We start from the raw sequence: 26,507 nt of genomic DNA on the forward strand, positions 1-26,507 counted from the left end.
ATGAGATCGCCCCTAAATTAGAAAGCCCGCCGCAACCCCCAACCAAGGGCTGACCGTTTCTAGAATGGGTGTTACTTTTTGCCACAGATTAGTTCCAGCTTCGACCGTCTCACCGGCCTCTTTGAGTACCTTGGTCGCTCGCTGCAGATTCTTAGCCGCAAATTCCTTATCCGGCTCGTTGGCTTGAACTTCGTCTTTAGTGGTATCAATGCTGCGAACGGCTTTTTCCTTTTCTGAAGCTGGCAAATCAGCACTCTCAATCAGTGTCTTTAGCTGGTCCAGTAAGGTGACGACATCAGCAGATGATAGTGGCTTCTCCTCACCACCATCCCCAATTTGCTGAGCTTGAGAAATGTTCAGATTACGTCCTGCTTGACCGCCGATTTGAACGTTAGACAGCTGACCACCACTGATATTGATACTTTGAGAAGGATTCTGGTCGGATGTCACAGCAAGCCACCAATAAAGACTTCTCTACAAAATATATCAGTAGATATAAATACTTATTCTGAATCAACTCTATGGGTTGCTATGGATCATGACACCCATCAATCCGACTGGTTTTAATAAGCTATAGAGAGCAGAAAGCGGCCCCCAACCGCCAAGTTAGAGCCGCTTTCAAAGTGTCTGATGTTCAGTTGTTAGCCCCATCGTAGTCGATGGTTCGGATTTTTTGGCTCATGCCAGTGAAGATAAGGATGCTGTTATTGACCTAAAAGAGCGTACCGAAGCAGGGTTGAAAGCTGCCCGTGCCCGTGTGGTCGCAAAGGTGGACGCAAGAAAACGGTAACCAAAGGTCAGGAGTTAGAGGCTAAGCGATTAGCTGAGGCTGGGGAAATGCCTATCACGGAGATTTGTAAGCAAGTGGGTATCAGCCGAGCTACTTACTATCGGACTGTTACGTGAAAACCTTCAATTCCTTGGTAAGGGTTTATGCTGTGTTAGTGGGCCGTTTCAGTCTGCCTAAGCATGAATATAGAAATATTTTTATACGCCAAACCAAGGCTAATTAATACGAGCTACTAAAACTGGAGTTGTTACAAGAGATTGACATATCAATTACAGAAGTCGGCAATGACCGATATCTGGTGCGCACAGAGCAAGTTGCGCCAGGTGTCCCCTTGGCGCAAAAACAGTTTCACTGGCCCATTGATAGCTGGCTAGCAGAGGCGTCTAACCTGATGCATGATCCGTTGCTAGGGATCCTCAAGGGCGAGTCGAGTCAGCGCTGGGCATTTCGTTCAAATGTACATTCTTCTTCAGACGGTGATGATGATTCGTCTGGCAGTCAGCCACCAACCCTCGTTAGTCTAGGCCAGGCTCTTTATAACAGCGTCTTTGATAAAGCCTTACGCGATAGCTGGTTGACAGCCCAAGGGATTGCCCAACATCGCCGTTCTCCCCTGCGGCTGCGCCTTGGTTTAAAGGGGGAAAAGCTGCAAAAGCTCCCTTGGGAAGTCTTACATGCAGGCGATCGGCCCCTGGGGACTGGCACCGATGTCACATTTTCTCGTTACCATCTAGGCCGACGCCAGGGATATGACCGTCCGGTGGCAACGGTGCCTGATTTTGATCAGCCTCTGCGCGTCCTGATGGTGATTGCTGCACCCAACGATCAGGATCGTTTAGAACTGGCCCGTGAAGCTAATCACCTGAAAAATGAGCTGCATCCCTTATCAATGCGTTCTGGAGATGACTATAGCTTGCTGCCAAAACAGCAACTGGACGTGCAGCTGACAGTCTTAGAACAGCCTGACCGCAGTGAACTGACCCAGGCGTTAGAACATGGTCGATACCAGGTGTTGCACTATGCCGGCCATAGTAATTTAGGCAATGCTGGTGGCGATCTTTATCTTGTCAGCCGCCAGACAGGACTCACCGAACGCATCAGCGGTGAAGACCTAGCAGGGCTGCTTTCCAACAATGGTGTGAAGCTAGCTGTTCTCAACTCCTGTCGGGGAGTCTATTCCCAGGGCCAAGGTTCTGAGTTGGGTTGGCATGAGCAAAACCTGGCCAATGCCCTGGTCAATCGTGGCATTCCTGGGGTGATTGCTATGGCCGAGCGCATTCCTGACGATGTGGCCATTACGTTTACCCGCTTGCTCTATCGCAACTTAAAGCAAGGCAATCCCATCGATTTATGTCTTAACCGTACTCGCCAGGGGCTGATCTCGGCCCACGATTCCAACTATAGCTATTGGGCACTGCCAATTTTATATATGCAGCCTGGGTTTGATGGCTATCTTGCCAGTAAACCTGGTAACCACAACAGTGCCCTTGATAAGTTGTTGACTGAACGCTTCAACTTTCCACCGGAAGTTAAAACAGCATGTGAACAATATCTTTTATATTTTGCAGAGTTCTTAAAAGATGTGGGCATTAAAGTTTCTACTAATATTACTGAAGAAGATCAAGACGTTATCCTGACTGTTATTCCTGAAAATAAAGAAGATGCCCTAGAAAAAATAGAACACCTTCTTAACTTATATCTTCATCTACCTAACGGTACTTTAGTTAGTGACTATCAACTAAATGCCGAAATGGGTATACAGGCACAAAAACTATATGGTCAAATTAAGCAATTAGAAAGTCAGTTATCTTTAACTAATGCAGAAAATCAATTTTTACAGCTAACAGTTGATAGTCTAAATCGTGAACTTAAGAGATATGATTCTCAAATTCTTCTGGTATCTAAAGCTGAAAAAGAAAAGGATAAAGAACCTGTGATAGGTAATCAAGATAATGCAATAGTCTCCCTTACTGAAATTGATGTTTGGGGAGTTAATGTAAACCTAGCTAACTTACTTAGATCAATAAAGGAAGTGGTTAGAGGTGATTGACTTCTTCTCCGGAAAATTTAGAGACAGTCATTCAATTGGTAGAGGGAATTTTTTTGAAATAGCTTTGTAGGTTCCTGTAGATTTTTCTTCCACCATAGATTCTACGTATTCTTGATAATTACCTTGGTAACCTAAGAAAGCTAATAAAACCCTTATTACAAGGTTGTGTAAGTCTATATAGTAAGGTGTTACACCGACTTCACTGAAACCTCGGTGAATAAGATCATCTCTTACATTAATAAATTCAAGCTCAGGAAATAAATCATTATAAAAGACACAATATACTTCAAGCATGTTTTGTAATTTTGCCCTAAGTGGGCCAACTTGATTAGCATTGCCGCTTTCAAGAGGTTGATATACCTTTTTCCTGTATATTTCGTAGTTAGATAAATAATCCTCTTCAATATTATTTTTATAATTCTCTAAAATGGATTCTACTTCTTGTCGAATTTTCCTATGTATTGCTGTAGAGATGAGCTTTTGACTTACTGATCCAGCATTTCTCTTTACCAATATCTCTAAAACAGTACACAGAATTAAAAATCTTATTTCTATATGCTCAGTATTAGTCACGGTAGAGTACCAATACAGTGCTAAACCTAAACCTTTATCATCAAATAAATCAGATGAAACCTGGTTGCTACATTTTTTGAAAAATGGTGATAAGTAAGAGTTTTTAATAACTTGAAAATTTGGCTCACTTTGCTTAACTAATCTACCTAAGAAAATGACTTTTATGCAGTTTTCATCTACATCAGTTATTTTTTCGTAGATTATATAAACTTTACGCCCAGAACTAAATGCTAGCAATAAAGATAGCCATGAATAATATGTGTAATAAGATAATTTATCATCTAAAGTTGGAATTTTACTTAATCTAAATTCAGCATTTAGTTTATTGCTATTACCCTTGCGTAGCCACTTAACAGAGAAGTATAATTGAGCATTATTTAAAATAATATCTTGATTTATATCAACACATGAAACCCCATAAACAGCGCCTTCTTCTTGAACGGTTATATTGTTATTCCTATTTAATAATTGTAAATCTACAAAGCTAAAGTATCCTCTATCAGGATTTAACTTTGAATTAATATCGTCCACTAAAGCAGTATCGATTTCTCTGAAAGTTGCTTCTACTTCAAAACCTTCTACAGTTCTTCCTTGTATTTGATAACCACCTTGATAAGGCGGTCTTATTTCGCTTCCTATTAATAAACTGCCAGAGTCAAAAAAAACTTTTCCATTAATTGCTTCTGCTATTTTTGGTTCAACTTCAAGTAAAACTAGACCATTGTCATAACAGAAAATATTGCCAACTACATCAGAGATAGGTTTATCGTCATTTTGATGTGTTTTTTGGAAAGTACCTGCAAAAGTAAATTGTTGAATTACTTCCATAGCTGCTTTTCGCTATTACGTCTAAAAATAGCTTTCTACTTTACCAGGCTAAGTACACTATTCCACTTCGATAGACTAATTAAGCGTTTCAGATTTCACAGTGAATTTGAAAGTTAGGCTATTTCAGCACTTTCGTTACCTGGCACCGTGGGTCTTGATGAGGCAGTCATCCCTTTGACGCATGACCTAGTAGTCTGTCTGGTCTGTAATAGATAAAGCGACTTTAATAGGTATAGACATAGAAAGCGACTCCCAACCGCCAAGTTCTGAGTCGCTTTCTGTGTGATGTTTTGTGCTGTCCATCATACCCAATGATACGCATATTTCTAGCGCATGCCAGTGAGGACAAAGAAGCGGTAACTGATTTATACCAGCGCCTAAAGGAAAGTGGATTTCAACCGTGGCTCGATAAAGTCGATTTACTGCCAGGTCAGAGTTGGCGATCCGAAATCCCGAAAGCGATCAAAACCAGTGATGTGTTTATCGCGTGCCTATCGCAGAAGTCTTGCCAGAAACAGGGCTATATTCAGCGTGAGTTCAAAATGGCACTCAATGAAATAGCGGAGCGCCCCCCTGGTCAGATTTTTCTGATTCCGGTGCGGTTAGATGATTGTCGTATCCCTGCGCTTCGTCAGGAGGAGTATGGCATCAGTCTTACGGATTACCAATGGGTGGATTTATTTGAATCGGATGGGTATGAGCGCTTGGTACAGGGAATTGAGACAGGTTTTGCTGACGTGCTGGCGAGAACCGGGGCAGCTGAGTCTACCTTGTCACCGTTCTCGTTTGAGGTTGTCACCGTTGATAGTAAGGGAACAATTAATAGCCGCGAGGAAAGAACAGCCGAATATTACCGAGAAGAGCTTAGTAATGTTGTTTATTTGGACCTGGTGAAAATCCCAGGAGGTCGATTTTGGATGGGGGCTCCAGATAATGAAGTAGATCGAATGGAGCGTGAATGCCCACAGCATAGGGTAACTGTCCCTGATTTTTATATGGGGAAATATCCTGTGACGCAGGCCCAATGGCGAGCCGTCTCTTTGCTAGATGACGTGGGCATCCCACTAAAGCCCGATCCATCAAACTTCAAAGGAGATAATCGCCCAGTTGAGTGTGTTAGTTGGTATGAGGCGATAGAGTTTTGTAAGCGCCTCTGCGTCCATACAGGCCAAGAGTATCGTCTTCCGAGCGAAGCCGAGTGGGAGTATGCGTGCCGAGCAGGAACCATCAGTCCGTTTCATTTTGGTAGCACCATAACGTCAGACTTAGCTAACTATGCTGCGAGTAATGTCTATGGTTCTGGACCAAAAGGAGAGTATCGACAGCAGACAACAAAGGTCGGTAGTTTCTTCCCTAACAGATTTGGGTTTTATGACATGCACGGCAATGTATGGGAGTGGTGTCAAGACCATTGGCATAGTAACTATGACGGAGCCCCTACGGATGGCAGTGCGTTGACTGAAGGTGGCAATTCATCTCTTCGAGCGCTACGCGGCGGTTCTTGGTGCTACTATCCTAGGATATGTCGGTCAGCCTCTCGCATCCTCAACGGTCCCGACCTCGCGCTCAGCATTATCGGTTTTCGGGTGGTATGTCTTGCCCCGAGGACTCTCCAGTAGCCCTTTGTTAGACACTGCTGGTAATTTGCCACAGACTGTCCCAACCTGTCACAGATAGCCACAAGTTATAACTACTCCACTAGGCATCCAAAGTCGTAGACCCGGATGCAATGGTAGCTGTAAATTCTATGGGTTCAATGGACTCTTCGTTGAGTTGCATCCATGTATAACCGGATCCAGCTAACACCGCATCACCATGGCCCTGAATGACGTCTATCCATTTAGAAGTGGGAATCTCACATCTAACCGACATTCCGCACTCCCAACTGTCACAATCAGGTATTAAATCTAAAAGCCTTTTCTGTAGAGCTTTTGAGCGCCTAGATAGTTCATATGAATCACTTTTAGTCAATTCTCAATAGTCAAGATTTATTGAGAATCTCTGTCTCTTTAGAGGCTGTGATCCATTGGCTTCGTCATTAATTATCAGATGTGCCAATTTAATGGCGGAATATGGGATCTAATGAAAGCCCCGATGTTGGGACAGTATTGAATCTGAGCAGCAATAGCTAAACCCTTGATATTCGATGTTTACATGGATTGTTTTAGCTAGATACTGTGCAGGTCTTCCTTCTTATCAGGCATCTGCATCATCTGTACAATTGGACCATAGACTGGCTAAAACGCTCGCAATTCTAGATGTATTTGCCCTATGCTCTGACCAAAAGGTGTATCAATTAAGTAGATAAGGGTAGAAAGGCTGATGTAAGTTTCGAAATGTAAATTCGGTTAAATCCTATGTGAGGAAAGGCTTTTAGCTTGGTTAACAGAAGGAAACCTAGTTGACTGTTTCAATCCTGCCCTACTTAGATCGGTTTTAATAGAACGTCTTGTAAAGGCTGATCGCTGAAATGACCTAGATACGTCAAAAATTGTCTGGCTTCCTAATTTGGAGCCTACTTGAAAACCTTTACACATAATGGCCAAACTAAATTTAGCTAACATGATACGTAAGTTATAAATGTAGAGTAATTTGTGGTTTTCTCGCCAAAATAGAAAAGTAACGAATTTGCGTAGTCAGTTGAGGCAACTTTTATGGGCGCAGGAGAAAATGTATGGATCGAGGCACAAGGAGGTTCATCTACTTCTAGTGAGGAAGGCAGACGTGATACTGGTGGTGGATGGAGTGCTGTTCCAAAAGGCAAACGCAGAAGGGTTCCGCTTCATGCAGAAGCCTTAGAATCACAAATTCAGAGTCTTTTATCTCTACTGAGCAGAGTATTCGATCAGCCAGATAAGGAGCCAGGCACACTGCGTGTCAATGAATTAGAGATAATGATCGATATCAATGCCGAAGGACAAGTTGCATTAATTGGTTCTGGCGCGAAAAATGATACACAGGTGGGCGCTATAAAGATTAAGCTAACTCGTGATTAGTCACAATCATTCAAAGAGATCAGGGATACGGTATGACGGTATTGAAGGCTATGTGGGGATATGAATTAACAACAGTATTCGAAAACGATGACATGAAATCAGCAGAGGAATAGATATGTCCGTTTTTGAAGCTTTATCCTTGATTTTAGCTTTTCTTGCGTTCGCTATTAGCTGCTTTTCACTATATAGATCGATGTCTGGCTTTCGAGGAGAGTTGTTTGCTAGATCACGAGTAATACTTACTAAGTTTGATAACTTGCCCACCATCATCATTGGCTGTGATGCTTACAACCGTGGAGCTACCTCTGGAGCAATAACTGACGTCCTACTTCTTGTTAATTATAAGTCTGGTTCAGCAATGGATGAGAGAGGGAATAGAAGGCAGATTTCAGAGTTCTACACCTTTTATCCTTACATTATGAAAGATGATTATAAGATTATGGCAACATCTCAAACAGAGCAATTTGAGAAATTCCAAACAATTCTAGTGCCACCGAGGTTACGCTTTACTAAGCATATCGCTTTTGATGCAGGTTCTCAGGCATCTTTTACTCCTCGTCCAGGGACTTATGAATTAAAACTTTCTTGGAAAGACCATCGCGGGAAAAAGTATAATGCTGCAACCAATAAAAGGCTTACTCTAAGCATTGATGAACAATTGTCTGATGCATGGTCCAAGGGTGAGGATCTAATCACAGTAGAATCTCAGGAAAGCATTGCAGCAAGAAGCAAGTATATTGGCTCTTCAAGCTCCGGGAGGCCAGCTTAGTTAGAAAAACAATAACTAGTCAAGTAAATATCAAAAACAGGATAGCTTCTTGACCAAGAAGAATGACAAAGACTACTTTAAATAAGCGCTTTGATTCTTGAATTAGGAACCTGATTTTTTTTTATACGTCTCCATATATTCACCTGCATCTCACAGTAATAAGCAATACTGAATCTGAGAAACAGTAACTGAAGATATTGATATTCGAGCGTTCAGGATTTTTTGACTAATAGCCTTTGACATAAATTAGCCAAGCATCACCCCACAGCAACAGCTAGCCTCAGCCTTCCTCTCCCGGAAACGAACACTCAACGGTGATCTTGAGGTTACATTCAGCACTGCCCTTCGTCACATAGGGCACCCCACCTTCGCCAGCTACCTTAATGCCAAACTCCAACGTCACCTTATCCACATTGGCAGTGGCCATGTCCTTAAAAGCATTCAGGGTATGGGCTGTGTAGGTGCGGATTGTGCTTTGCATCGCCTGAAAACTTCTGACTGCTTGCTCACCAGGACCTTTTGGAGTCCGAGTAGGACCATGATCAGCAGGTAGCGGTGGAGCCGTAACGGTTTCGTCAGCCTCGATATAAATGGTCGTGCCGTCTTCAAGTTGAATGGGGGCTAGTTGGGTCATGGCATATAAAGAAGAATGAATAAGTACCAGTACGGGTACTGCTATATCAGCAATCAGATACTACACTGACACCACATCCTGCCATTAGCTGCCATCTATGAGCCGCGATGCCCTGATCGTCGGAATCAATCGCTATCAGTATTTGAGTTCCTTGAAAGCTCCGGCTAAAGATGCTGAAGCGATCGCACACCGACTGGAGCAGGATGGCGATTTCAATAAAGTGCAGCGGATGCCAGAGCAGATTGACCCAGCTAATGGGAACAGGTCTACGGTGTCATCGACCCAGCAGGTTTTACAGGTACAGCTGGAGCAGGCTCTCAAGCAACTGTTTCGACCTGATAGTACTCAAGCGCCTGAAACGGCACTATTTTATTTTTCAGGTCACGGCATCCCCGATAAAGATGGGTTCGACAAAGGCTATCTAGCAGCGAGTGATACAAACTCTAATACCCCACGAGCAGGGTTATCTCTGCGCTGGCTGCAGTGGCTTCTATCAGAAAGTCCGGTCAAGCAGCAAATCATCTGGCTCGATTGCTGTCACAGTGGGTCTTTAATCGTCAATGTGGGAGCGGCTAATCCAGGCAATAGCGAAAGTCGGGACCGCTGTTTTATCGCGTCATCTCGTGATTTTGAAACCTCTTGGGAAGACCTGAATAGTCACTACAGTGTGCTGACCAAAGCTTTGCTGGAAGGGCTGGAACCATCCCGGTTACCAGGACGCTGGATTGATACTTTTGCACTTGTGGACTATGTGAACCAGGCCCTTAAGGGTGAATTGCAAACGCCGGTCTGTACCAACTTTGGTGAAGCGATTAATCTGACAAGGGCTTGGCAAGTTGAAGACCAGGCAACGAAGCAGATACCGGTAGATAGTGGCATTTGTCCATACAAGGGGCTGGAGTTCTTCGACTGCAATGATCAAGACCCAAAATATTTCTATGGCCGGGAAGCGCTAACAGATCAACTCCTAGACCAAGTGCGGAAATATAATTTTGTGGCGATTGTAGGAGCGTCAGGCTGCGGTAAATCATCGGTTTTACGTGCCGGGCTGCTGCATCAACTCAAGTTAGGTCAACGCATCTCTGGTAGTGGCCAATGGGATATACACATTTTGTTTCCGGGGCAGCACCCTTTGCAAAACTTAGCCCAGACATTTGTGGACCCAGCCTTGCCTCCTCCAGAACGGGCCGAACAGTTAGGCAAAGCTGAAGAAGTGATTGCTCAGGGCTCTGCAGGAATTAGGCGTCTGGTACAAACTTCTGATCGGCAGCGGGTAATGGTGGTAGTAGATCAGTTTGAAGAAGTTTTTACCTTGTGTCAGGACGTGAGCGAGCGACAACGGTTCTTCCAGTGTCTATTGGACTCTTTACCTCTGACGGAAAAACTCTGTCTAATAATTACCATGCGAGCTGATTTCTTGAATAAGTGCCTGGAACAAGAATACAGTGGGCTAGCGAAGCAAATTGAGCAGCACTTGGTAACAATTCCTTCCATGTCCCACAAGGAGTTGCGACAGGCGATCATCAAACCTGCAGAACGAGTAGGCCTGAAAATACAGCCTGAGCTAGTAGACAAGATGGTTCAGGAATTAGAAGGAGCACCGGGGAGCTTGCCACTGTTACAGTACACTCTAACTGAACTGTGGAAACGGCGACTAGATAACTGCCTGAGACTGACTACCTATAGCCGTATCGGAGGCGTTGGTGGAACCCTAGGGCAGCGAGCTACTGAAGTCTACAATCAGTTCTTGACAGGTCAAAGGGCAACTGTACAACATGTGTTTTTATCCTTAACTCACCTGGGAGAAGAGGCTGAGGATACTCGCCGCCGAATGTTTCAAGCCGACCTGGTGACACCACTGCATACAGCTGCCGAGGTGGAAGTCGTCGTCAAAAAACTGGCAGATGAAAAATTAGTGGTAACAAATAATGCAACAGCAGAAGATATTACCACTGAGGAAGCTGTTGTCGTGGACATAGCACACGAAGCTTTAATTCGACAATGGCCTCTATTACGCCACTGGCTAGCTGAAAAACGAGATCTTTTGCGACAGTCCCAAAAATTGGCGATGGCGGCTCAGGAGTGGAGAACCCATGGAAAGCAAGCAAGTGATTTGCTCCGGGGACGCCAACTGTTGGATGCTAGGAAATTTCAGAATAAGTATCGAACTGACGCTCCATTATCTGCACTGGCTGAAGAATTTATTGCTCGTAGCATCCAAAAGCAAAGCAATAACCAGTTTGCTCTAGGTATTGCAGTAATTATTTTGGCCATAATGGCAATTATTATTCTCTACCCATATCTATTGCACCAAATATTACGGCGAAGAGTGATTCTTTCTGAGGAAATGGTATCTTTCCCCCCTGGAGAAGCGGTGATTGGCACAGATGATCCGAAAGCAAATCAAGAAGAAAAACCTGAATGGAAAGTCTTTATGCCTGCTTTTTACATTGATAAATTCGAGGTTTCCAATCGTCAATATCGTCTATGTGAAACTGCTGGAGCTTGTTCTGCTCCTTTACTCTTTCCAGATCGGATAAAGGACAGCAATATGTTAAATTATCCCGTCGTCGGTGTTACGGCTTATCAAGCATATGATTACTGCCAGTGGATAGGTAGACGGTTACCAACTGAGTTGGAGTGGGAAAGAGCTGCTCGTGGTATTGATGGCAGGCAGTGGCCATGGGGGAATGAACCACCTACTCTAGAACATGCAAATATCAGGTTTATTGACAGAAGAATTCTTCGACCTGTTGATAGTTTTGAAAAGGGGGTGAGTAAAGAAGGAGTATTTAATTTAGTTGGCAATGCTTGGGAATGGACTGCATCTTACTATCAAGACAGTTATTCGCCTCCCTATAATCAACACCTTACTTGGGATGGTAATTCTTCCAACAAGGAAGGTGATTCCCAAATAAAAGCAATTGTCTTACGTGGTGGTAGTGGAATGACAGATATTAAGCGCGTGACTGTTCGGATTAGCTCAAGTCTAGGACATGCAGATGAATTCACAGGCATTCGTTGTGCAGATGATTGATAGAGGCATTTTGAATTAGGAGATATAACGAAGATGGTTATGTTAACAAAAGTTGATTTCGAATCGGTAGCAACTAAATACCAGAGAACCGCCCAATATAACGTTGATGGGCAAGGATATATCAGTGTCCAGGTTGCCGGATCTAATGAAACAGCTGTAGAACAATTCTTGGAAGAACTGGTTTTAGATTTAGAGATAACAGAAATTCAATCGGACAGAACTACTGAACAAATAGATGATTCCGAGGAGCAAGGTTCTCCAACATCGACTGAAGAACCAATACCTCAGGAAGTCAGTGATGATTTAGAAATAAGTTTTAAGTTCGTTCCTGATAAAAATTCAAAGCCATATCTAGGTATTATTTTTAGATTAGATCCGGCCATAAATCATAATGTGAGCCATAGATATTACTTTAGAGATGCATCCCATGCTTCATTAGATGTTTCTTCTGATCGTGGAAGAGTTATTGCTGATATGTATCAAGGAGCGCGATGGATCCGTGGTAAAAGTGTTGGAGCTTCAGAAACGGCAGTTTTCTCAAAGTCAGTTGTTTCCGGAGAATCAACTTATTTTACTGTGCTAGTTACGGGCAAGATGAATAGTAGTTATTATCGTCTCAACGGTGACTTGACGATGACTTAACTCTTTTCACGATAATTTCAAAGATCGTCGTTTTTTGCCCCATTTCATCCAACAGCCATGGAGTAATATGGAATGGGGCTTGCAGCGGCCCAATTCTATCAAAATCGGTGGGTATGCTGATTTCTCTGGCAATCGATTAGTACAATCCGAGTCCGGATTGTACTAATCGCTAAATCTCATATTAGAGATTTACAAAAAGATATTGCCTGACCCACAGCCGCTAGACATTTCTCAAAATATTTTTGTATCGCTCATAGCCAGCCCATGATAACAGTCATAGGCTTTTTTAAGTCCCTAATCTAAATGTTTTACGCAATGTCTAGATTGAAAAGCACTGTGGCTTAAGTGTTCTAGAAAAAGCATTATGTAAACTATTTTGGGCACCTACTTATGGAAGCGGAGTAAAACACCCTACCCATATCAGTCCCTTTAGGCGTTCCTCATCCGCCAAAACCACTCCACTCCCTGAGCCTAAACCCGTGGACAGCATGTTACGCGATCATCCCTTACCCCGCACCCGCACACCCTAATTCAAGTCTGCTCTCTCAGCTAGAGGATCGTTTGCCTTCTCCTGCACAAGGTCCATCCCTTTAGCTAAGCACTGGGCTACCTGCTGGAACGTGTCGTCATCAAGACCCTGGCGGAGGACACTGACGATACTATCAACCTCCCCTTGTAGGCGTTGATTCACCACCACTTCAACCGGGGCATTCGCACCTGTCAGTTTGGAAATCGATTCAACCGTTTGACGACTTTCTTTAGCCAAAAGAGTCAGCATTTGAACATGGCTAGGTTTAAGATCCGCAAGTCCTTTCTCAGAGCCGGGATCAAGCGTGAACGCCTGGATGTACCCATTGAGCAAATTCAGGTTATGCTCAAGCCGCATCAACTGGAGCGTTTGTTGATACTGGTAGGTGTCTCTGTGGAAGATGGTTAGGTGTTTAACAAACTCCTGGTAGTCGTGGTGTAGACACTCAACCGACCAGGGCCGACCGTCTTTATTTGCAAAGCCTTGGTCTGCTAACTGTTGAGCAAAATCGCGGTTGATCTGACCACCGCTACGACGATGATCAAACACGAGCTGTGCCCGTTGCTCACGGTGTTCCTGTTCTGAGATTTTTTGTGCGAGTTGTCGTCTTAAGTCCTTAGGGTTGTTCATGAGAGGGTGGAGAGGAGAAGGGATAGAGGGGTGGAGAGAGATGCTGAAAAGTTATTGAGTTTTATAAATGGTGAAATGTAAAACCCTTAAAAATAGACTCTAATCTATGGTTAAAGGAGCTATCATAGCTGGCAGTCAAGAACTAGTGTGATCGCACGAGGGAGAATGCTTCCAGCCGTCCAACCCATTGGTTCCAGCACATTGATATAGGTTTGATATCGGTGTTTTGTTCTTATGCGTGTGGTGGACACGGTTCTAGAGCCATGGAGTGGGTGGTGATAGACATGCCCTAAGAGCCATGTGGTGACCGTGCTTCAAAAAAGGAGTATTTTCAGCCATTCTACCCAGCAAGAAAAAATTTGACACTCTGAGATGAGAAGGCCCCCTTATTTGAACTAGAGGGTGGGCATAGGGGGTGAGGGTGAGTGAGGTGAGCCAGGAGGGTAGGGTGATGGCGATGGTCTGGGGTAAACCAAGAGATTAGGGTGGAGTGTCTTCAACTTCGTTCTCGTGCGAACGAGGTTGCGGGTATTCTCCTTGGGCACAGGATTTGGGGTATCCCCTTGGGTATCCCCCCGTGGTTCACTCCTCTGGGGTGCCCCCCTATGGTTAATCCTCTGGGATCCCCCTATGGTTAATCCTCTGGGATCCCCCTATGGTTCATCGAGGGAAGCTTACTCCCGCCGTCTCTACAGACACCTAGTCATGTTTGAACAGAGGGGGTGGGGAGACTGGGAGGTGTGGCTAACGGTCCAGGAGAGTCGGGTTCATGGGAATCAACTAATATCAGCGTCTCTTCATTCCCGAGTTCTCGCGCCAAAATTCAGGAACACGTTCTACTTCAGACAGCTCTGAACGTTTAGCCTTACCCCCAGTTCATCGACTCGCTACTCCCGATTTACTCCTTCAGATTTGCTTCATTGATTTACATGTGGAATTAAATCCCATCGCAAAATTTAGCTTAGTATGAGCTAAAAGCGTTAGCTTGAGCCAGTTAATTCCAAATTTATTGGACTAAAAAATGATAAATAAAACCTTATTAAAAGTAATTTTAGTTGCTGCAACCAGCTTAATATCTCTTGTTGATGTTGGAAAATTTAAGATAGCTTACGCCGAGGATGTCTATCAAAATTATGCTGGAAAAATCACTCTAAATGAAGAAGAGTACGATATTACTTTAGTCGGCGGCGGAACGTTTAACCGCCTTAGACGAGCAGGGTACAATTATCGCAAAACACCGTGGTTTGAAAATTCTGGGTTAGCAACTCAGCTTGCCTATCGATACCTGCAAAATAGATTCGGGAATATTCAGCTAATCACAGATGGGGGCGAGAGGGCGGTTGCATGCTCACCTTTTTTTGTGGTTGGCGTTTCAGTAATCAACTATCAGAATTCTTACTGGGGAAGAGCGGTGTGTTTATCTGATAGTTCTGAGAGTATGCAAAACTATGCTCAAAATACCTGGGGCTATGATGCGGAGGTTGGGCAGATCACCCACAGCTCAGGAGAATTTTATCGGTTTCCAGAGTTCAATAATGCAGCATACAGGGTGTTTAATGTTCGAGTTGGTCTAATACATGACGCTCCGAAAGTAATTCAGCTCCCTTTTCTAAGCCAGGAGGAGGAGGAAGAGGAGGAGGTAACAGTAGAGGAAGAGGAGGGGGTAACAGTAGAGGAAGTAGAAGCAGCTGAAGAATAATTTTTTTCGAATCCAATGGTGATAGTGTGAGTGTTCATCCGAGTGCATTTGGGGTGAGAAAATTAGTCGGCTTCAAAGGATAGTAGCGATCTCACTCGGAAAGACAACTAGATCACCGGTCTGCCTCATAGTCTACTCATGGCCTGAACACAGTTAGAGGCAGATAAAAAGGCAAAAGATCATGGGGCTTCCGATTCAGAGATCTGTCTCATGGCCATTGACGGCAAACGTCTCGCATTGCCTCGACGACTAACTCTAAAGCTTTCGTGTCTCCGCCGGATAGGGAAATAATGGCTGGGGCGAGTTTGGGGATATCGCCAAGGAAGGATTTGAGATCACGATGTTAATCCGATGACCGTCATCACACTTTGGCAACGCTAGGTTCCATTCATCAACGTGGGGATTAACCTGTTTTTCTGCAGTGGATTGGACAAAGGAGCGTTTCGCTTGGACATTGACAAACACTCCAGCTCTACCTAGTCCCATAAACTTTACTGGTTCTCAGGAGTTAAGGGCGTTACCTGAAAAGGAACCGTGTTCCCAAAAAACACAGAGGTAAACATGCTCTTAAAAAATACAGAAAGGGATTGCTGTGAGCCCAGTTGAGTAGCCTGGCGCTGAACAGCTGCAGCTTCTTCCATTCGCCCTTGACTCTCCAACAAATTGGCCAGGAGGTAATAGGAAGAAGCATCATCGGGTTTGCGTTCAATAAGTTGACGCAAGGCAACCTCAGCTTCTTCATAATGCCCTTGACTCTCTGAGAAAATCGTTAGTAAGTAATAAGCAGAAACATCATCCGGATTACGGGCGATCACCTGACGTAAAATAGCTAAGCCTTCTTGAGGTCGGCCTTGCTTCTCTAACAAACTAGCCAAGATGTAATTGCCGTAAGCATCATCAGGATAAAGCTCAAGTGCCCGACGGTGAGCAACTTCGGCTGATGCGTATCGTTCTTGACTCATCAACAAACTAACAAGGGTATTGTTGATAGAAATATCATTAGGATCTAGGGCGATAGCTTGACGCAGAGTGACTTCAGCGTCTGCATATCGGCCTTGGTCAACTAAGGTATCACCTAGATTGCTGTATGCATCTACATAATTAGGATCTAGGGCGATAGCTCGACGATAAACTGTTTCAGCTTCTTCGTAGAGATCTAAGCACCCTAGAACACGGCCCAGATTATTGTAATAAGCAGCATTATTGGGATTAAGTTCGATGGCTTGGCGATACGCGGCTTCAGCCTCCGTATACCGGCCTTGGTTCACTAAGGCAAGGCCCAAGTTGTTGTAAGCATAATCGTCATTAGGGTTAAGTTCGATGGCTTGGCGATACGCGGCTTCAGCTTCCGTATACCGGCCTTGATAACTTAAAGCAACGCCCAGATTGTAGTAAGTATTTGCATCTTCAGGGTTAAGTTCAATAGCTTGACGGTAAGCTACTTCAGCTTCTGCATACCGGCCCTGATACTCCAATTCAACTCCCAAAGCGGTATATGCTAACGCATTATTAGGGTCAAGTTCGATGGCTTGGCGATACGCTGCTTCAGCTTCTTCGTAACGGCCTTGATGACCTAAGACAAGTCCCAGATGGTAGTAGGCATCCGCATTATCGAAGTCGAGTTGTAGAAGTCTCCGTATGATTTTCTCAGCTTCGACATAATTACCAGATTGATAGGCGGCTTCAGCCTCTTGCTCAAGTTGTTCAATCAGTTCCGCAGTATTGCTCTGAGATAGTTTGATTTGCTCGGTATCAGACGAGTTCCGATCGGTATCAATAACGTTAATGTTAGCGTTGGCAATTTCAGAACTAAGTAAGATACTCAAAACTGTCAGACATAAACCAATTTTGACCCGTTTCATTGATCATCCCCTCCTTTTTTCTACTTGAGGGAGAGTCTTGAACTGGCTAAGAATGCATTCACAAACCACCTAGAACTCGGATACCAAAGCTCTATGATTGTGGGATTGCTCTTGCCTATAGTATCTCTCACCTCTTTAGAGCAGGCGTAAAAAGGGACAAAACTTATATAGAGCGTGTTTCAGCTTATTTGAATTCTAATGTGCTCAACGTTCTAGTTGGCATTTGATAGATCGGTCCATGATTTATGCGATCTCAACTTCAAATCAAGGTCTCGCTATGCCGATGATTCGTGCGATCTCAACCGCAGTTAAAGGATCAGACATGATTCAGGAAGCATGAAAGAATATCTTCCCTTGTTATTACTTGCCTAATCCAGATTCAGCAAGGCGTCTTGATGATTTGTAAGCCTTAAAGCCTTACGAAAAGCCCCTGTGAAATCACAAGGGCCTTATTAGATATTCTTTTAGTAGCCTATGGAAACCCATAAGGCTACTGGCCAATAGTATGACTTAATCGATTGACTCTGGAGTTGAGTAGGCAGGTCATTTTTATCTCTGAGGGGAGGGGGGGTATGGGTTTATTGATGACTATGGTGAGTAGTACGGGCTGATTTCAGTGTTGAGATTGCCCTTATAGTTAATTTATCAGTAGAACTCAGGCCAGATTGCCCCGTTTGCTTATTACAAAAAACGAGAGAACGCTACTGCTTATTACAGCAACTACTCAGTAATTTTGAGCTAATTTAAGCCAATGGAGAGTCAAAGGTTAATCAGGCTTGATGACACGCACTCATTCATTATTTCTCCTGTTCGCATTGAGCTGTGTTGGGAATTTTCCCTAGCTTAACTGGCTAAACTTCCAGGGGCTATTGGAACTCCATTATGTTGAGCAATACTAAGAACGTACACAACCAAACATGAAGTAAGTCAAGATGAAAAATTAAATACCAGAAAATGATTTTGTAGTTATTGATATGCGTTATAAGCTCACTCAAGAGGGAATTGCAAAGCTTCATTCTGTGTTAAAAGAAAAACACTTGAGAATTTATGATTTAAGTGTAAGGGCAAGAATTTCAGAAAGTATTGCTTATGGGCTTTTTGAAGGAACCCCAGCTAAACAAAAAACATGGGATATTATTTCGAGTATATTGGGTATCGATTTAGACGATTATCTTGAGTATGTGGGCATAGAAAACAATGGCCCAATTCATCAATCACCTTCCTTTAATAGAGCTGTTGAAGAGTTATCTGAAGCCACTGTTGATGATATTCAATCTATTGCTTCAGCTCAAGTAAAAATCTTAGGCTTTTATTACAAGGAAGTACTAGGGCAAGCTAAGAAAAGTTTCTTTTTAGCTTCAATGGCTTCAATTATAGGCTTGTTTTTCTTTTTGTCAGCTGTTGTATTTGTCATCTCTAATCAACCTCGAAATAAGGCAGTTATTCCTTTGGTAAGTGGCGCTCTTATAGAAGTTATTGCGGGAATTAACTTTTATTTGTATGGTCGAACTACGCAACAGTTATCATCTTTTCACAATAGATTAGACCGAACACAAAGGTATTTGTTAGCTAATAGTATTTGTGAAACCTTGGAAGGTGATGCTAAGCAGAAAACACGTTCTGAATTGGTTAAAACGGTAAGCTCACTATCTGATCGGGGTGAGGGTATTAGCAAGGATTAAGGTTGCGATCACAGCCCATGCAGCTGATCTATCAAAAAGGCAAAAAACGACTTATCCACCATTGTTATATGAGCCTAAGAAGACACACCAGGTTATGCCCTAAAACTCTTATAAACTCGTACGAGTCTAATTGACGAAATGGTAATTTGTTCTTTTATGAATCGCTGGACGGTGGCAGCTGCACTTGCTCGATGGGGATACCCAGCTTTTCAGTTAGCTCGATGACTTTGTTGGTGAAATCTCTGGTAGGTAGTGAGATCGCAGCGTCCAGGGCAACCAACTTTTTCAACCGCCGACCGATGCGGGGTTGATCGGGTTCGGGTTTAGCTAGGTCATCTTGCAGCGCTTCAAGGGTATCGAGGGCCTCGTCTTTTTGGTCGGTCGGGAAGGTTTGGGCCTGGTTGCGAAGGGTGGTGAGTAGGCGGGTGATGTCTTGGGTGTTGGGGGTGTAGTTGTTGATGGTGCCGCCGTACTGGGAGCCTTGAACAGTATCAGCTACCCCACCAGCGATTTGAGATTGATTAAAAACATATTGATTTCCTTCAGATATAGGAGGTCTCGCTGCTAGCATCTCCGTGATCTTCAGCAAGTTTGCACTCTGCTCCCGATAGGCGATAATTTCCCCATCTTTCGCTTTCAGCTCAGCTCGATAGCGCTCTTCTGTCAGAAGCAACTTAGTCTCATAGAGTTCTTTCGCACTACTCTCAATTGCTTTCTTGTCAGCATCTCCAGCGACTTCTAAGCGAACAACAAAAGCACCTCCTTGTTTCTTCTCAATAGCCTGGATAGCAAGGTCTTGATCAGCATATTGACTTCGGAGGTCTTGAAACGATTGAAAGAATGCCTGCCAATCAATACCGTCTTGAAAAACGAGATCAATTGTACCTACAGCTTGCTGAAATAGAGATTCAAATTCTCCAGTCTTAAAGGCACCAATTCTAGGACGACGCTCATTTTGATCCTCTTCAAAATAAACATAGTCACAAATTATGTGACTCAGATTAGTTTTGCTATCAACACCAATGTTCTCGACACAGGCTCCCGTCAGATTAGCTTTCGTAAGACTTGCTCTAAAGAGTCTGGCTCTCGCTAAATTGACATTCGAAAGAATAGCACTTTCAAGCGATGCTTCTATTAGATCTGCTTCAGCAAAATTAAATCCCTCTAAATTCAGAGAGTTCAGATTAGCTCCCTTTAGATCTTTTCCCTGGAAGTTTTTAAGTTCTATTTTCTCTTTTACAAGAAGATTTCTAACACTCTTATCAACTAAAATTGTACCGTCTAATCTTGCCCGTTCTAATCCCCTCACATTTCTAAAGCAAGTACGATTAACGTTTGAATTTCTAAAGTCTGGGTCAATTAAAATAGCTTCTGAAAAATTAGCTCTACTTAAGTCAGATGAATTAAATTTTGTACCTCCAAAAGAAACTAGTACCGAAACCAAATTTTCTAAAGGCGTTCTTATAATCTCATTTGAATATATTGATTGTGACGCAAATATATTAACTATAACTATAATTAGGCTATAAAATATCCATTCTGCCGTTAAGCTGATTGCCAGGGCTGTCTCTTCCTGAGACATACCTGTATAGAAAATATTACTTAATTGTATAAACGTTGAAGAAGAAAGAAATATTCCGAATACGCCACCAAACCAAAGAGCACTATTTTTAGAAGGCTTAACACCTTTGTATGCACTACTAATAAGGTTAATTATAATAATAGTAAAAATACAATACCAGATATCTAGAACTTGATACCCTAATCTTATGATACTTGACAGTATAGCTATAAAAAATATAGTGAAGCTTATCCTATTTAGGAATGGAAATCTAAACAATATAAAGTATATGAGTGATAATATCAGGATTAAAAATCGTCCTTGTTCATTAAGACTGTCAGCATTAAAATCTTTGTAGTTCTGTAGAATGAAAATTCCACATACAGTCGCTAAAACTCCAGTTAGATTAGCTGCAATTAAAAACAAGGTTGCTAATATTGTACTGCGAGTAAGACTAATAACTTGTGAATTAATATTTGGTTCGCTACAGGCAGCATAGAAATTTGTATCTAAAAGTTTTGAATTCGAAAAATTAGTTCCTGTAATGTCTGTTTTACTAAAGTCAGCATTAGACAAATCTTTATTGCTCAAATTCGAGTGGCTGATATCTGGATAAATATCAGGATTTTTATTTCTCCAGATATTCCAAGCCTCCACGCCTTCTTTAATTTTTTCAAGATGCTGCTTATTTGCCATAAAATTTCTCCATCATCTCAGCTTTGCTATTGACAATCTTTCTATTTTTTAGAGTTTTGACTTACTTACTCCACAGCCTTATCACAACTCTAAAAGTTGTATTTTTTCTTACATAACCATTCAGCCCCTTTTACTGCTGATCCCGCTTCTATAATCCCCTCAATGCCTTCCCTGTAAATCTCTAATCAGTTGCCAGGCAACAATTGTTCAGGCTCAACAGGCTCTACTTGAATCTGCTCTGTTTGCACCTGAGGCAAAGGCACATTCAGAGCTTCAGCCAGTTGTGCTAAGTCAGCGGCAAATCCTGTAGTACCAATAGCGAGGGCAGTGGAGATCGCAGCCAGCCTTTTCAAACGACGACCAATGCGGCCCTGATCGGGTTCGGGCTTAGCCAGGTCACCTTCCAGGTCATCAAGAGTGTCGAGAGCTTCATCTTTTTGATCATCAGGAAAAGCCTGGGCATGCTCTCGAAGGGCAGAGAGTAAGCGGGTAATGTCCTCGGTACTGGAACCGTAGTTATTGATAGTGCCGCCATACTGATTGCCTTTGACATCACCGCCAACATAGCCACCAGCAAATTGCGCACCGCGCATATCGTATTTAGAGCCTTGGTTACCTTGTTCAGACATAGTTACATCTCCTTGATTGTGATATTGGCTAACAAACGTTTGTGACGGTCGATCAATCGCAGTATCGACCATGCGGACTAGACGCTGAACTTCTCTGTCTTTTTCAATGAGAAGCGCTTGCAACGCCTCAGGTGACAGAGTCAGCAAGTAATCGTAGCGTTCAAAATACTGACTATTCAGCTCTGATAGATCAGCTTGGGGATTTGTCTTAGCACGGAGCAGGAGTTTGTCCCAATTTTTCCCTCGTTTCTCCATGGAAACGATTTCCAGCTCAGCTTCTGGATGTTGCTGTTGGAGGTCATGGTATGAGATCGCAATGGCACGAGGGTCTACTGCCTGGTTATGGTAGAGATCCAGGGTTTCGATCATCGGGGCGATGAAATCAGAAAACTCACCGTCTGCAAAGGTCTTATTCCAATCGTCGGGCTTGCGATGGGGATTGGGGTCTGAGTCTCCCTCTGGCGGCAGGCGCATAAACACATAGTCACAGCGGATGCCATTGAGCCGTGTTTTAGTGGTGATGTTCCAATCTTCGATATAGGCTCCGGTCAGTACGGAACCAGTTAGGTTAGCCTCATCCAGCTGCGTTTGGACCAACATTGCATCAGTCAAATCAGAATCTTGCAAGTTGACTTGATTAAGATCAGCACCAATGAAACAAACATTAGCTAAGTTTGCACCTTGAAGCGTTCCATGTTTGAGGTTTGAGCCGGAGAAATTAGCCTGTACCAAGTTCGCACCCTGCAAGTTAATGCCCGTTAAATGTAACAGATGGTCATATGATTGCCCCTGCCCATTACCGGTTAGTAGTAACTGGCAAACTTTAGAGTTGTTGAGATAGGTTTCTCCTGGTCTTACCCGGTCCAGCTTGTCAGCGTTTCGCCAACGGGTGCGGAGTAGTACGGCGCGTCTGAAATCCGTGCTTTTAAGCCTTGCACAAGAGAAATTAGCATCGGTCAACGTGGCCCCATGAAAGCTGGTTCCCCCAAAAGTAGCAGAGACCACAGCGACTGACCACAACCAAGCATCTCTTGTATCGCCTTTCAATGCTCGCCAACCAATATAGGCGCTGAATAGACTAATTAAGCTTGCAAATATACCTGCAATTAGGCTTACGACTGTTATCAAGAAAGCAGCTGCAACCGAAAAGACAACTGAAATCACAAAGGCTACTTCACCTAAAACTGCAAAGGCGAAGGCAACCGAGAAAGCAACTGCGAAGGCAACTGCAACAACAAAGGCAACTGCTGTTGCAATTACAACTACAAGAGTACCTGGAGCTTGAGCTGTGAACCAAACTACAGCTGCAATTGCCAACGCAAAAGTAACTGCCGTTGCAAAAGTAACTACAAGTACACCTGCAGCTACTCCCTTACGGAGAGCACCAAAAAAGTATATAAACAAAATCCCTAAAGAGGCCCAACCAGCCACTTGACTTTCAATCTTGTCTATGTCAAATGCAAGAACAACGAGGAAAGTTGCAATTGAGGCAAACACTCCAGAAATTGTTGAAAGAAGAAATGCAACAACAACCAGCCCAATCGCCCAACGCCTCTGCAAACCTGCTTTAGCCTCAACAAACTTCGCCCCAGTCAAATTCGCATTGGTGAAGTTCGTACTACGGATATCAGCGCCACTAAAATCTGCTCCCGACAAATCCTTACCTTTAAAGTTCTGGCCTCTGAGACTTACCCCTTTGAAGTCTCGCTCACCTTTTTCGTAGAGTCGCAACACCTCAGAAGCTTTCATACTCTAAACTCCACGCACCTCATCACTCAAACCAAGCAGTAGCAGTAATACATTTTTAACCCATCAAACCCCTTTGGTGCGACTCCAGATAGGATTCTGGGCTATTTATCGAGCAGTAACTTGACCATCCAGCTGGGAACCTTGAAATTCTTGGCTTTCCGTTTACTGGTGGATTCAGGGGTGCTAGAGATAGGAGAGGAAGCAGGATCGCTTTTGGTTCTTATGTATTACGACCCCAAAAGCCGTTGAAAATACCGAAAAAAATATAGAGAACTATACACGGATGAAAGAACCGGGACTACACACGGCTAAAAGTGTCAGAACTACATCGACGAAACCTCGCCCACCCTATCTGGGTGAAGGGTAGCCCTTTTTAATCAAAGGGGGGTGGGGCTACTGGCAGGAGTAGGGCAACTTCAACTTATGAGGTGTTGAACGAGGGCAGCTGGATTTGCTGAACGGGGGTAGCTGGATTTACTGGATTTGCCGGTTAGATCGATAGGGATGCTTAGGTGCTTGGTCAGCTCGATGATGTTGTTGATAAAGGCGGGGAAATTGCTAGAGGTGGTGTAGCTGAGCCTTCTTATTACCCCTGAATGATGGCCATGGCCAATAGCGAGGGTAGTTGCGATCGCTTAGCTTTTGAGGCATTGGTTGCCACCTTATGCCGCCACACCTCCCTCAAACAATTTCAGCACCCGCTCACTCCACTTAAGATGCTGATAACTCGTCGTATCCCCATACTGCCCAGTGGCCATAGTCATCATTGAGTAGGGCTTACCCGCCTGAGTTGGCAGATATTTTGGTTCACCCTTAGCAGGTTTATCAACCCTCGTCTGTAGGCCCATGGTGATCAGCTTCTCGTTGATCTTTCGCCCACTGAGCCCGCCCAAGCGTTCGCCTAACGTCGTAGGCGTTAGATAGACCCCATCAGTAGCAGTTGTGGCAGCTAGTAATTTCTGAGCAGGATTGAGAGCGTCTGCGATCTCTGGACAGTAGATTTGAGCCGCAGAGATCGCAACTCCAACCTTTAAGCTTTTGTCTTGTTTAGGTGTTTGCCCAATCTCTAGATCGTTAAGCAGCTCCAGGACAAACCCTGACATCTGTTTAGCGGCATCAACGGTACTGGTGAGAGTGGGAGTGGCTTGAGGCTTGGTTTTTGGTTGTACCTGAAGTGCTTCTGCTGTTGGCGGGAGTTGTGGTTTGGGTTCGTTGAGCTGTCGTGGAGGCTGTTGCCCTAACGTCAGACCTTTGAATGCATAGAAAGCGGCTCTCGCCCCAAGCTTCTCAAATTGTTTTGATGTGTGTTTGGCTTGAGAAGTACAAAATCTACTCGCTGCATAAGCATAGTAGTGGGCAATTACGGCCATCGCTTCATCTGTAATTCCCGTCTCAAGCATAGCCAGTAGGTTGACACCATCAAACCCTTGCTCTATGAGGTTCCTAGCTAATTTTGATGGCTTTTGGTTGACACTCTTAAATGCCTTGCTAATCGCCTCAGCACTAACGCCAGCCAATCGCGCAGCTCCTCTGAGGCTAACGACGCCAACGCCATCACTTTCACGAATTGTTATCTCGTCTGCAATTTTTTTGAATTGGATTAGATCGCTAGCCATCACTTTCTCCTTCGGTGTCTCTTAAAATGTCTTCAAATCCAAGCTTCTGCCCACTCCAACGAGAGCAAGCCCTGATTAATGCATCGATGGTGTCAATCTCACCACCGCCTAATTCCCCTGCTTTTGCCTTTTGAAGCGTATAACGACCGATTTTCTCTGGGTTTAACCCATTAGCCTTGTCACTTGTCCAAACCTTATTGACGGTGTACTCAGCCCCGTTTTCATCTTTGGGCCAGTACTGAGAAATATCGATCACACGCTTAGGCATTTCAATAACCAATGTTGTTGTCATTGCCTGTATTTTCGTGCGTCAGCTGTCAACGGTAAACCCGTTACAGCCTACTATAGACTAAATAAAGTCTACATGCAACTGTTGACAGTCAACTGTAGACTAGCTAATATGGACATAAGCAAGGGCCAGAGTAGCGCCAACTACACCCAGCCCTCTAAACCAAACCCTTTCCAATCAAGGATTTGACCTAATGAAAACTTTAACTCAAAATTCTCAAAGCTCCTCACAGCCCCTAGAATTCCGTCAAACCCACGACACCCAATACGTTATCTATCTCAACGATCTCAATCTGGGTGCGATCGCATTCAATATCACTGCCGATCGCTGGGAATACCGTCCCTTCTCCCGTCCTGTAAAAGCAACCGGCACACTGGAGCAATGCAAAGATGCGGCACTGCTGGACCTGACCCCCGAAGCGCTGCACCATCATAAGTACCTTCAGAGCACCCTCGCCTCACTGCCTCACCGATTTCACATTGAACATGATCCCGCGCTAGGGTATCGAGCCCACTTCACACCCCTTACCCCTACCCCTGAGCCTGGTCCTGATGGCGCTACCCAATCCGTGGCCTACTCTACGTACTTTGCCACTGCGAATGAAGCATTGAACGCGCATCGGGACGCCTACATTGATGATGTAATTGCGTATCAAGCATTCAGAGCGTTGCTTGCGCTATCCGAGCGGTTTGATGGCGATGCGGTGATCAACGCGTTTGAGCTTCTGAAGCAGATAAACCCCTATGAGGATTACTATCTGGACGCTGCAGCCGGTCGAGTGCCACCCGTCTCAGCATTGTAAGGCGATCGGTGATTCCCCTGCATCTACCGACTCCTGCCGATCCTGCCCCCTCTTCTCTCGATCATTCTCTTCACTTACGATCACGAACACCCATCATGACACCCGCTACACCTGTAAATCCCAGTCCTGAAGCTCCTAGCATCAACATTCCGATCAGTTCTGCTAATCCTAATTCCCAGCTAAAAGCACTCATCATGGCCTTAGTCCACAGCTATGGACTCACGGCTGTTCTTGAAGCGCTGAATGAAGGAATGTTTGGGCATTTCGATAACACTTTAGAAGAGAACGATATCTCTACCCCGATCCTAGAAGCTCTGGGCACGGCTCATACAGTCTCAAAATACGTGATGAAAGACCAGGGATAAGAAGCGTTCTGAGGATAACTCTTATCACGATAAGAATTGTAGTCATGCCTTCTCTCTACAGGCTGAGATTCAAAGAGCA

Annotated in this window: 21 protein-coding genes and 1 pseudogene; 11 read left to right on the forward strand and 11 right to left on the reverse strand. The window is 44.0% G+C overall.

Annotation, left to right across the window (positions count from 1 at the left end; genetic code table 11):
* Window positions 1–12: 12 nt before the first annotated feature.
* Entirely contained in the window at window positions 13–450 is a 438-nt protein-coding gene (locus U2F10_RS21780) for a hypothetical protein (RefSeq protein WP_499873264.1), read from the reverse strand.
* Between the two features lie 378 nt (window positions 451–828).
* Here U2F10_RS21780 and U2F10_RS21785 point away from each other — a divergent pair.
* Both U2F10_RS21785 and U2F10_RS21790 read left to right on the forward strand, forming a co-directional pair.
* Window positions 829–906, forward strand: a pseudogene (locus tag U2F10_RS21785) (helix-turn-helix domain-containing protein); the annotation flags it as partial.
* A gap of 128 nt (window positions 907–1,034) precedes the next feature.
* Window positions 1,035–2,840 carry a CHAT domain-containing protein gene (locus U2F10_RS21790; protein WP_499873265.1) on the forward strand — a complete coding sequence of 602 codons (1,806 nt, stop codon included), beginning with the start codon at window positions 1,035–1,037 and terminating at the stop codon, window positions 2,838–2,840.
* Between the two features lie 27 nt (window positions 2,841–2,867).
* On the opposite strand, the gene U2F10_RS21795 is transcribed toward U2F10_RS21790, so the two are convergent.
* A complete protein-coding gene (locus tag U2F10_RS21795; protein ID WP_499873266.1) occupies window positions 2,868–4,241 on the reverse strand; it encodes a hypothetical protein in 1,374 nt (457 codons plus the stop codon).
* Window positions 4,242–4,552: 311 nt separating this feature from the next.
* Here U2F10_RS21795 and U2F10_RS21800 point away from each other — a divergent pair, with 311 nt between their 5' ends.
* Window positions 4,553–5,860: an SUMF1/EgtB/PvdO family nonheme iron enzyme gene (locus U2F10_RS21800; RefSeq protein WP_499873267.1), complete on the forward strand. Its 1,308-nt coding sequence runs from the start codon at window positions 4,553–4,555 to the stop codon at window positions 5,858–5,860.
* A 79-nt stretch (window positions 5,861–5,939) separates the two neighbouring features.
* On the opposite strand, the gene U2F10_RS21805 is transcribed toward U2F10_RS21800, so the two are convergent.
* Window positions 5,940–6,113 (reverse strand): hypothetical protein, encoded by a 174-nt coding sequence (locus U2F10_RS21805; RefSeq protein ID WP_499873268.1) that lies wholly within the window; start codon window positions 6,111–6,113, stop codon window positions 5,940–5,942.
* Between the two features lie 782 nt (window positions 6,114–6,895).
* Here U2F10_RS21805 and U2F10_RS21810 point away from each other — a divergent pair.
* A complete protein-coding gene (locus U2F10_RS21810) occupies window positions 6,896–7,237 on the forward strand; it encodes a Pepco domain-containing protein (RefSeq protein WP_499873269.1) in 342 nt (113 codons plus the stop codon).
* 193 nt (window positions 7,238–7,430) lie between these two features.
* Window positions 7,431–8,006 carry a hypothetical protein gene (locus U2F10_RS21815; RefSeq protein WP_499873270.1) on the forward strand — a complete coding sequence of 192 codons (576 nt, stop codon included), beginning with the start codon at window positions 7,431–7,433 and terminating at the stop codon, window positions 8,004–8,006.
* Window positions 8,007–8,286: 280 nt separating this feature from the next.
* On the opposite strand, the gene U2F10_RS21820 is transcribed toward U2F10_RS21815, so the two are convergent.
* Window positions 8,287–8,640, reverse strand: coding sequence for a CU044_2847 family protein (locus U2F10_RS21820; RefSeq protein WP_499873271.1), 354 nt, complete (start codon window positions 8,638–8,640; stop codon window positions 8,287–8,289).
* A gap of 97 nt (window positions 8,641–8,737) precedes the next feature.
* Between U2F10_RS21820 and U2F10_RS21825 the strand changes: the two genes are divergently transcribed.
* Both U2F10_RS21825 and U2F10_RS21830 read left to right on the forward strand, forming a co-directional pair.
* Window positions 8,738–11,677, forward strand: coding sequence for an nSTAND1 domain-containing NTPase (locus U2F10_RS21825; RefSeq protein WP_499873272.1), 2,940 nt, complete (start codon window positions 8,738–8,740; stop codon window positions 11,675–11,677).
* Window positions 11,678–11,710: 33 nt separating this feature from the next.
* The gene (locus U2F10_RS21830; protein ID WP_499873273.1) at window positions 11,711–12,319 is read left to right on the forward strand and encodes a hypothetical protein; all 609 of its coding nucleotides are present in this window, start codon (window positions 11,711–11,713) and stop codon (window positions 12,317–12,319) included.
* Window positions 12,320–12,845: 526 nt separating this feature from the next.
* Here the strand turns inward: U2F10_RS21830 and U2F10_RS21835 are convergent.
* Window positions 12,846–13,478 (reverse strand): hypothetical protein, encoded by a 633-nt coding sequence (locus U2F10_RS21835; protein WP_499873274.1) that lies wholly within the window; start codon window positions 13,476–13,478, stop codon window positions 12,846–12,848.
* Window positions 13,479–14,499: 1,021 nt separating this feature from the next.
* On the opposite strand from U2F10_RS21835, the gene U2F10_RS21840 reads away from it, so the two are divergent.
* Window positions 14,500–15,177, forward strand: coding sequence for a hypothetical protein (locus U2F10_RS21840; RefSeq protein WP_499873275.1), 678 nt, complete (start codon window positions 14,500–14,502; stop codon window positions 15,175–15,177).
* A 255-nt stretch (window positions 15,178–15,432) separates the two neighbouring features.
* Here the strand turns inward: U2F10_RS21840 and U2F10_RS21845 are convergent, their stop codons facing one another.
* Both U2F10_RS21845 and U2F10_RS21850 read right to left on the reverse strand, forming a co-directional pair.
* Complete coding sequence (locus U2F10_RS21845) at window positions 15,433–15,663, reverse strand: hypothetical protein (protein WP_499873276.1); 231 nt, start codon at window positions 15,661–15,663, stop codon at window positions 15,433–15,435.
* Between the two features lie 5 nt (window positions 15,664–15,668).
* Window positions 15,669–17,039 carry a tetratricopeptide repeat protein gene (locus U2F10_RS21850; protein WP_499873277.1) on the reverse strand — a complete coding sequence of 457 codons (1,371 nt, stop codon included), beginning with the start codon at window positions 17,037–17,039 and terminating at the stop codon, window positions 15,669–15,671.
* Window positions 17,040–18,013: 974 nt separating this feature from the next.
* On the opposite strand from U2F10_RS21850, the gene U2F10_RS21855 reads away from it, so the two are divergent.
* A complete protein-coding gene (locus U2F10_RS21855) occupies window positions 18,014–18,721 on the forward strand; it encodes a helix-turn-helix domain-containing protein (protein WP_499873278.1) in 708 nt (235 codons plus the stop codon).
* 154 nt (window positions 18,722–18,875) lie between these two features.
* Here U2F10_RS21855 and U2F10_RS21860 read toward each other — a convergent pair whose 3' ends face one another.
* The 4 genes from U2F10_RS21860 to U2F10_RS21875 all read right to left on the reverse strand — a co-directional run bounded on the left by U2F10_RS21860 (window position 18,876) and on the right by U2F10_RS21875 (window position 25,264).
* Window positions 18,876–20,978 carry a pentapeptide repeat-containing protein gene (locus U2F10_RS21860; protein ID WP_499873279.1) on the reverse strand — a complete coding sequence of 701 codons (2,103 nt, stop codon included), beginning with the start codon at window positions 20,976–20,978 and terminating at the stop codon, window positions 18,876–18,878.
* Window positions 20,979–21,163: 185 nt separating this feature from the next.
* Window positions 21,164–23,356: a pentapeptide repeat-containing protein gene (locus tag U2F10_RS21865; RefSeq protein WP_499873280.1), complete on the reverse strand. Its 2,193-nt coding sequence runs from the start codon at window positions 23,354–23,356 to the stop codon at window positions 21,164–21,166.
* Window positions 23,357–24,018: 662 nt separating this feature from the next.
* Window positions 24,019–24,972, reverse strand: a complete 954-nt coding sequence (locus U2F10_RS21870; protein WP_499873281.1) for a hypothetical protein — start codon at window positions 24,970–24,972, stop codon at window positions 24,019–24,021.
* Window positions 24,965–25,264 carry a hypothetical protein gene (locus tag U2F10_RS21875; protein WP_499873282.1) on the reverse strand — a complete coding sequence of 100 codons (300 nt, stop codon included), beginning with the start codon at window positions 25,262–25,264 and terminating at the stop codon, window positions 24,965–24,967. The genes U2F10_RS21870 and U2F10_RS21875 overlap by 8 nt, the downstream gene beginning before the upstream one ends.
* 190 nt (window positions 25,265–25,454) lie before the next feature.
* Between U2F10_RS21875 and U2F10_RS21880 the strand changes: the two genes are divergently transcribed.
* Window positions 25,455–26,063 (forward strand): hypothetical protein, encoded by a 609-nt coding sequence (locus U2F10_RS21880; RefSeq protein WP_499873283.1) that lies wholly within the window; start codon window positions 25,455–25,457, stop codon window positions 26,061–26,063.
* 95 nt (window positions 26,064–26,158) lie between these two features.
* A complete protein-coding gene (locus tag U2F10_RS21885) occupies window positions 26,159–26,428 on the forward strand; it encodes a hypothetical protein (RefSeq protein ID WP_499873284.1) in 270 nt (89 codons plus the stop codon).
* Window positions 26,429–26,507: the final 79 nt, after the last annotated feature.

Source organism: Leptothoe sp. EHU-05/26/07-4 (genome assembly GCF_043421015.1).
In the GTDB taxonomy this organism is placed as follows: domain Bacteria; phylum Cyanobacteriota; class Cyanobacteriia; order Phormidesmidales; family Phormidesmidaceae; genus Leptothoe; species Leptothoe turfae.

What these genes read in the sequence shown, in the direction of transcription:
- U2F10_RS21800 (WP_499873267.1), top strand. Translation starts at nt 4,553, where the DNA reads ATGATACGCATATTTCTAGCGCATGCCAGTGAGGACAAAGAAGCGGTA.
- U2F10_RS21815 (WP_499873270.1), top strand. Translation starts at nt 7,431, where the DNA reads ATGTCTGGCTTTCGAGGAGAGTTGTTTGCTAGATCACGAGTAATACTT.
- U2F10_RS21850 (WP_499873277.1), bottom strand. Translation starts at nt 17,039, where the DNA reads ATGAAACGGGTCAAAATTGGTTTATGTCTGACAGTTTTGAGTATCTTA.
- U2F10_RS21840 (WP_499873275.1), top strand. Translation starts at nt 14,500, where the DNA reads ATGATAAATAAAACCTTATTAAAAGTAATTTTAGTTGCTGCAACCAGC.
- U2F10_RS21845 (WP_499873276.1), bottom strand. Translation starts at nt 15,663, where the DNA reads ATGGGACTAGGTAGAGCTGGAGTGTTTGTCAATGTCCAAGCGAAACGC.
- U2F10_RS21860 (WP_499873279.1), bottom strand. Translation starts at nt 20,978, where the DNA reads ATGGCAAATAAGCAGCATCTTGAAAAAATTAAAGAAGGCGTGGAGGCT.
- U2F10_RS21870 (WP_499873281.1), bottom strand. Translation starts at nt 24,972, where the DNA reads ATGGCTAGCGATCTAATCCAATTCAAAAAAATTGCAGACGAGATAACA.
- U2F10_RS21830 (WP_499873273.1), top strand. Translation starts at nt 11,711, where the DNA reads ATGGTTATGTTAACAAAAGTTGATTTCGAATCGGTAGCAACTAAATAC.
- U2F10_RS21820 (WP_499873271.1), bottom strand. Translation starts at nt 8,640, where the DNA reads ATGACCCAACTAGCCCCCATTCAACTTGAAGACGGCACGACCATTTAT.
- U2F10_RS21810 (WP_499873269.1), top strand. Translation starts at nt 6,896, where the DNA reads ATGGGCGCAGGAGAAAATGTATGGATCGAGGCACAAGGAGGTTCATCT.
- U2F10_RS21865 (WP_499873280.1), bottom strand. Translation starts at nt 23,356, where the DNA reads ATGAAAGCTTCTGAGGTGTTGCGACTCTACGAAAAAGGTGAGCGAGAC.
- U2F10_RS21855 (WP_499873278.1), top strand. Translation starts at nt 18,014, where the DNA reads ATGCGTTATAAGCTCACTCAAGAGGGAATTGCAAAGCTTCATTCTGTG.
- U2F10_RS21875 (WP_499873282.1), bottom strand. Translation starts at nt 25,264, where the DNA reads ATGACAACAACATTGGTTATTGAAATGCCTAAGCGTGTGATCGATATT.
- U2F10_RS21825 (WP_499873272.1), top strand. Translation starts at nt 8,738, where the DNA reads ATGAGCCGCGATGCCCTGATCGTCGGAATCAATCGCTATCAGTATTTG.
- U2F10_RS21835 (WP_499873274.1), bottom strand. Translation starts at nt 13,478, where the DNA reads ATGAACAACCCTAAGGACTTAAGACGACAACTCGCACAAAAAATCTCA.
- U2F10_RS21880 (WP_499873283.1), top strand. Translation starts at nt 25,455, where the DNA reads ATGAAAACTTTAACTCAAAATTCTCAAAGCTCCTCACAGCCCCTAGAA.
- U2F10_RS21885 (WP_499873284.1), top strand. Translation starts at nt 26,159, where the DNA reads ATGACACCCGCTACACCTGTAAATCCCAGTCCTGAAGCTCCTAGCATC.
- U2F10_RS21795 (WP_499873266.1), bottom strand. Translation starts at nt 4,241, where the DNA reads ATGGAAGTAATTCAACAATTTACTTTTGCAGGTACTTTCCAAAAAACA.
- U2F10_RS21805 (WP_499873268.1), bottom strand. Translation starts at nt 6,113, where the DNA reads ATGTCGGTTAGATGTGAGATTCCCACTTCTAAATGGATAGACGTCATT.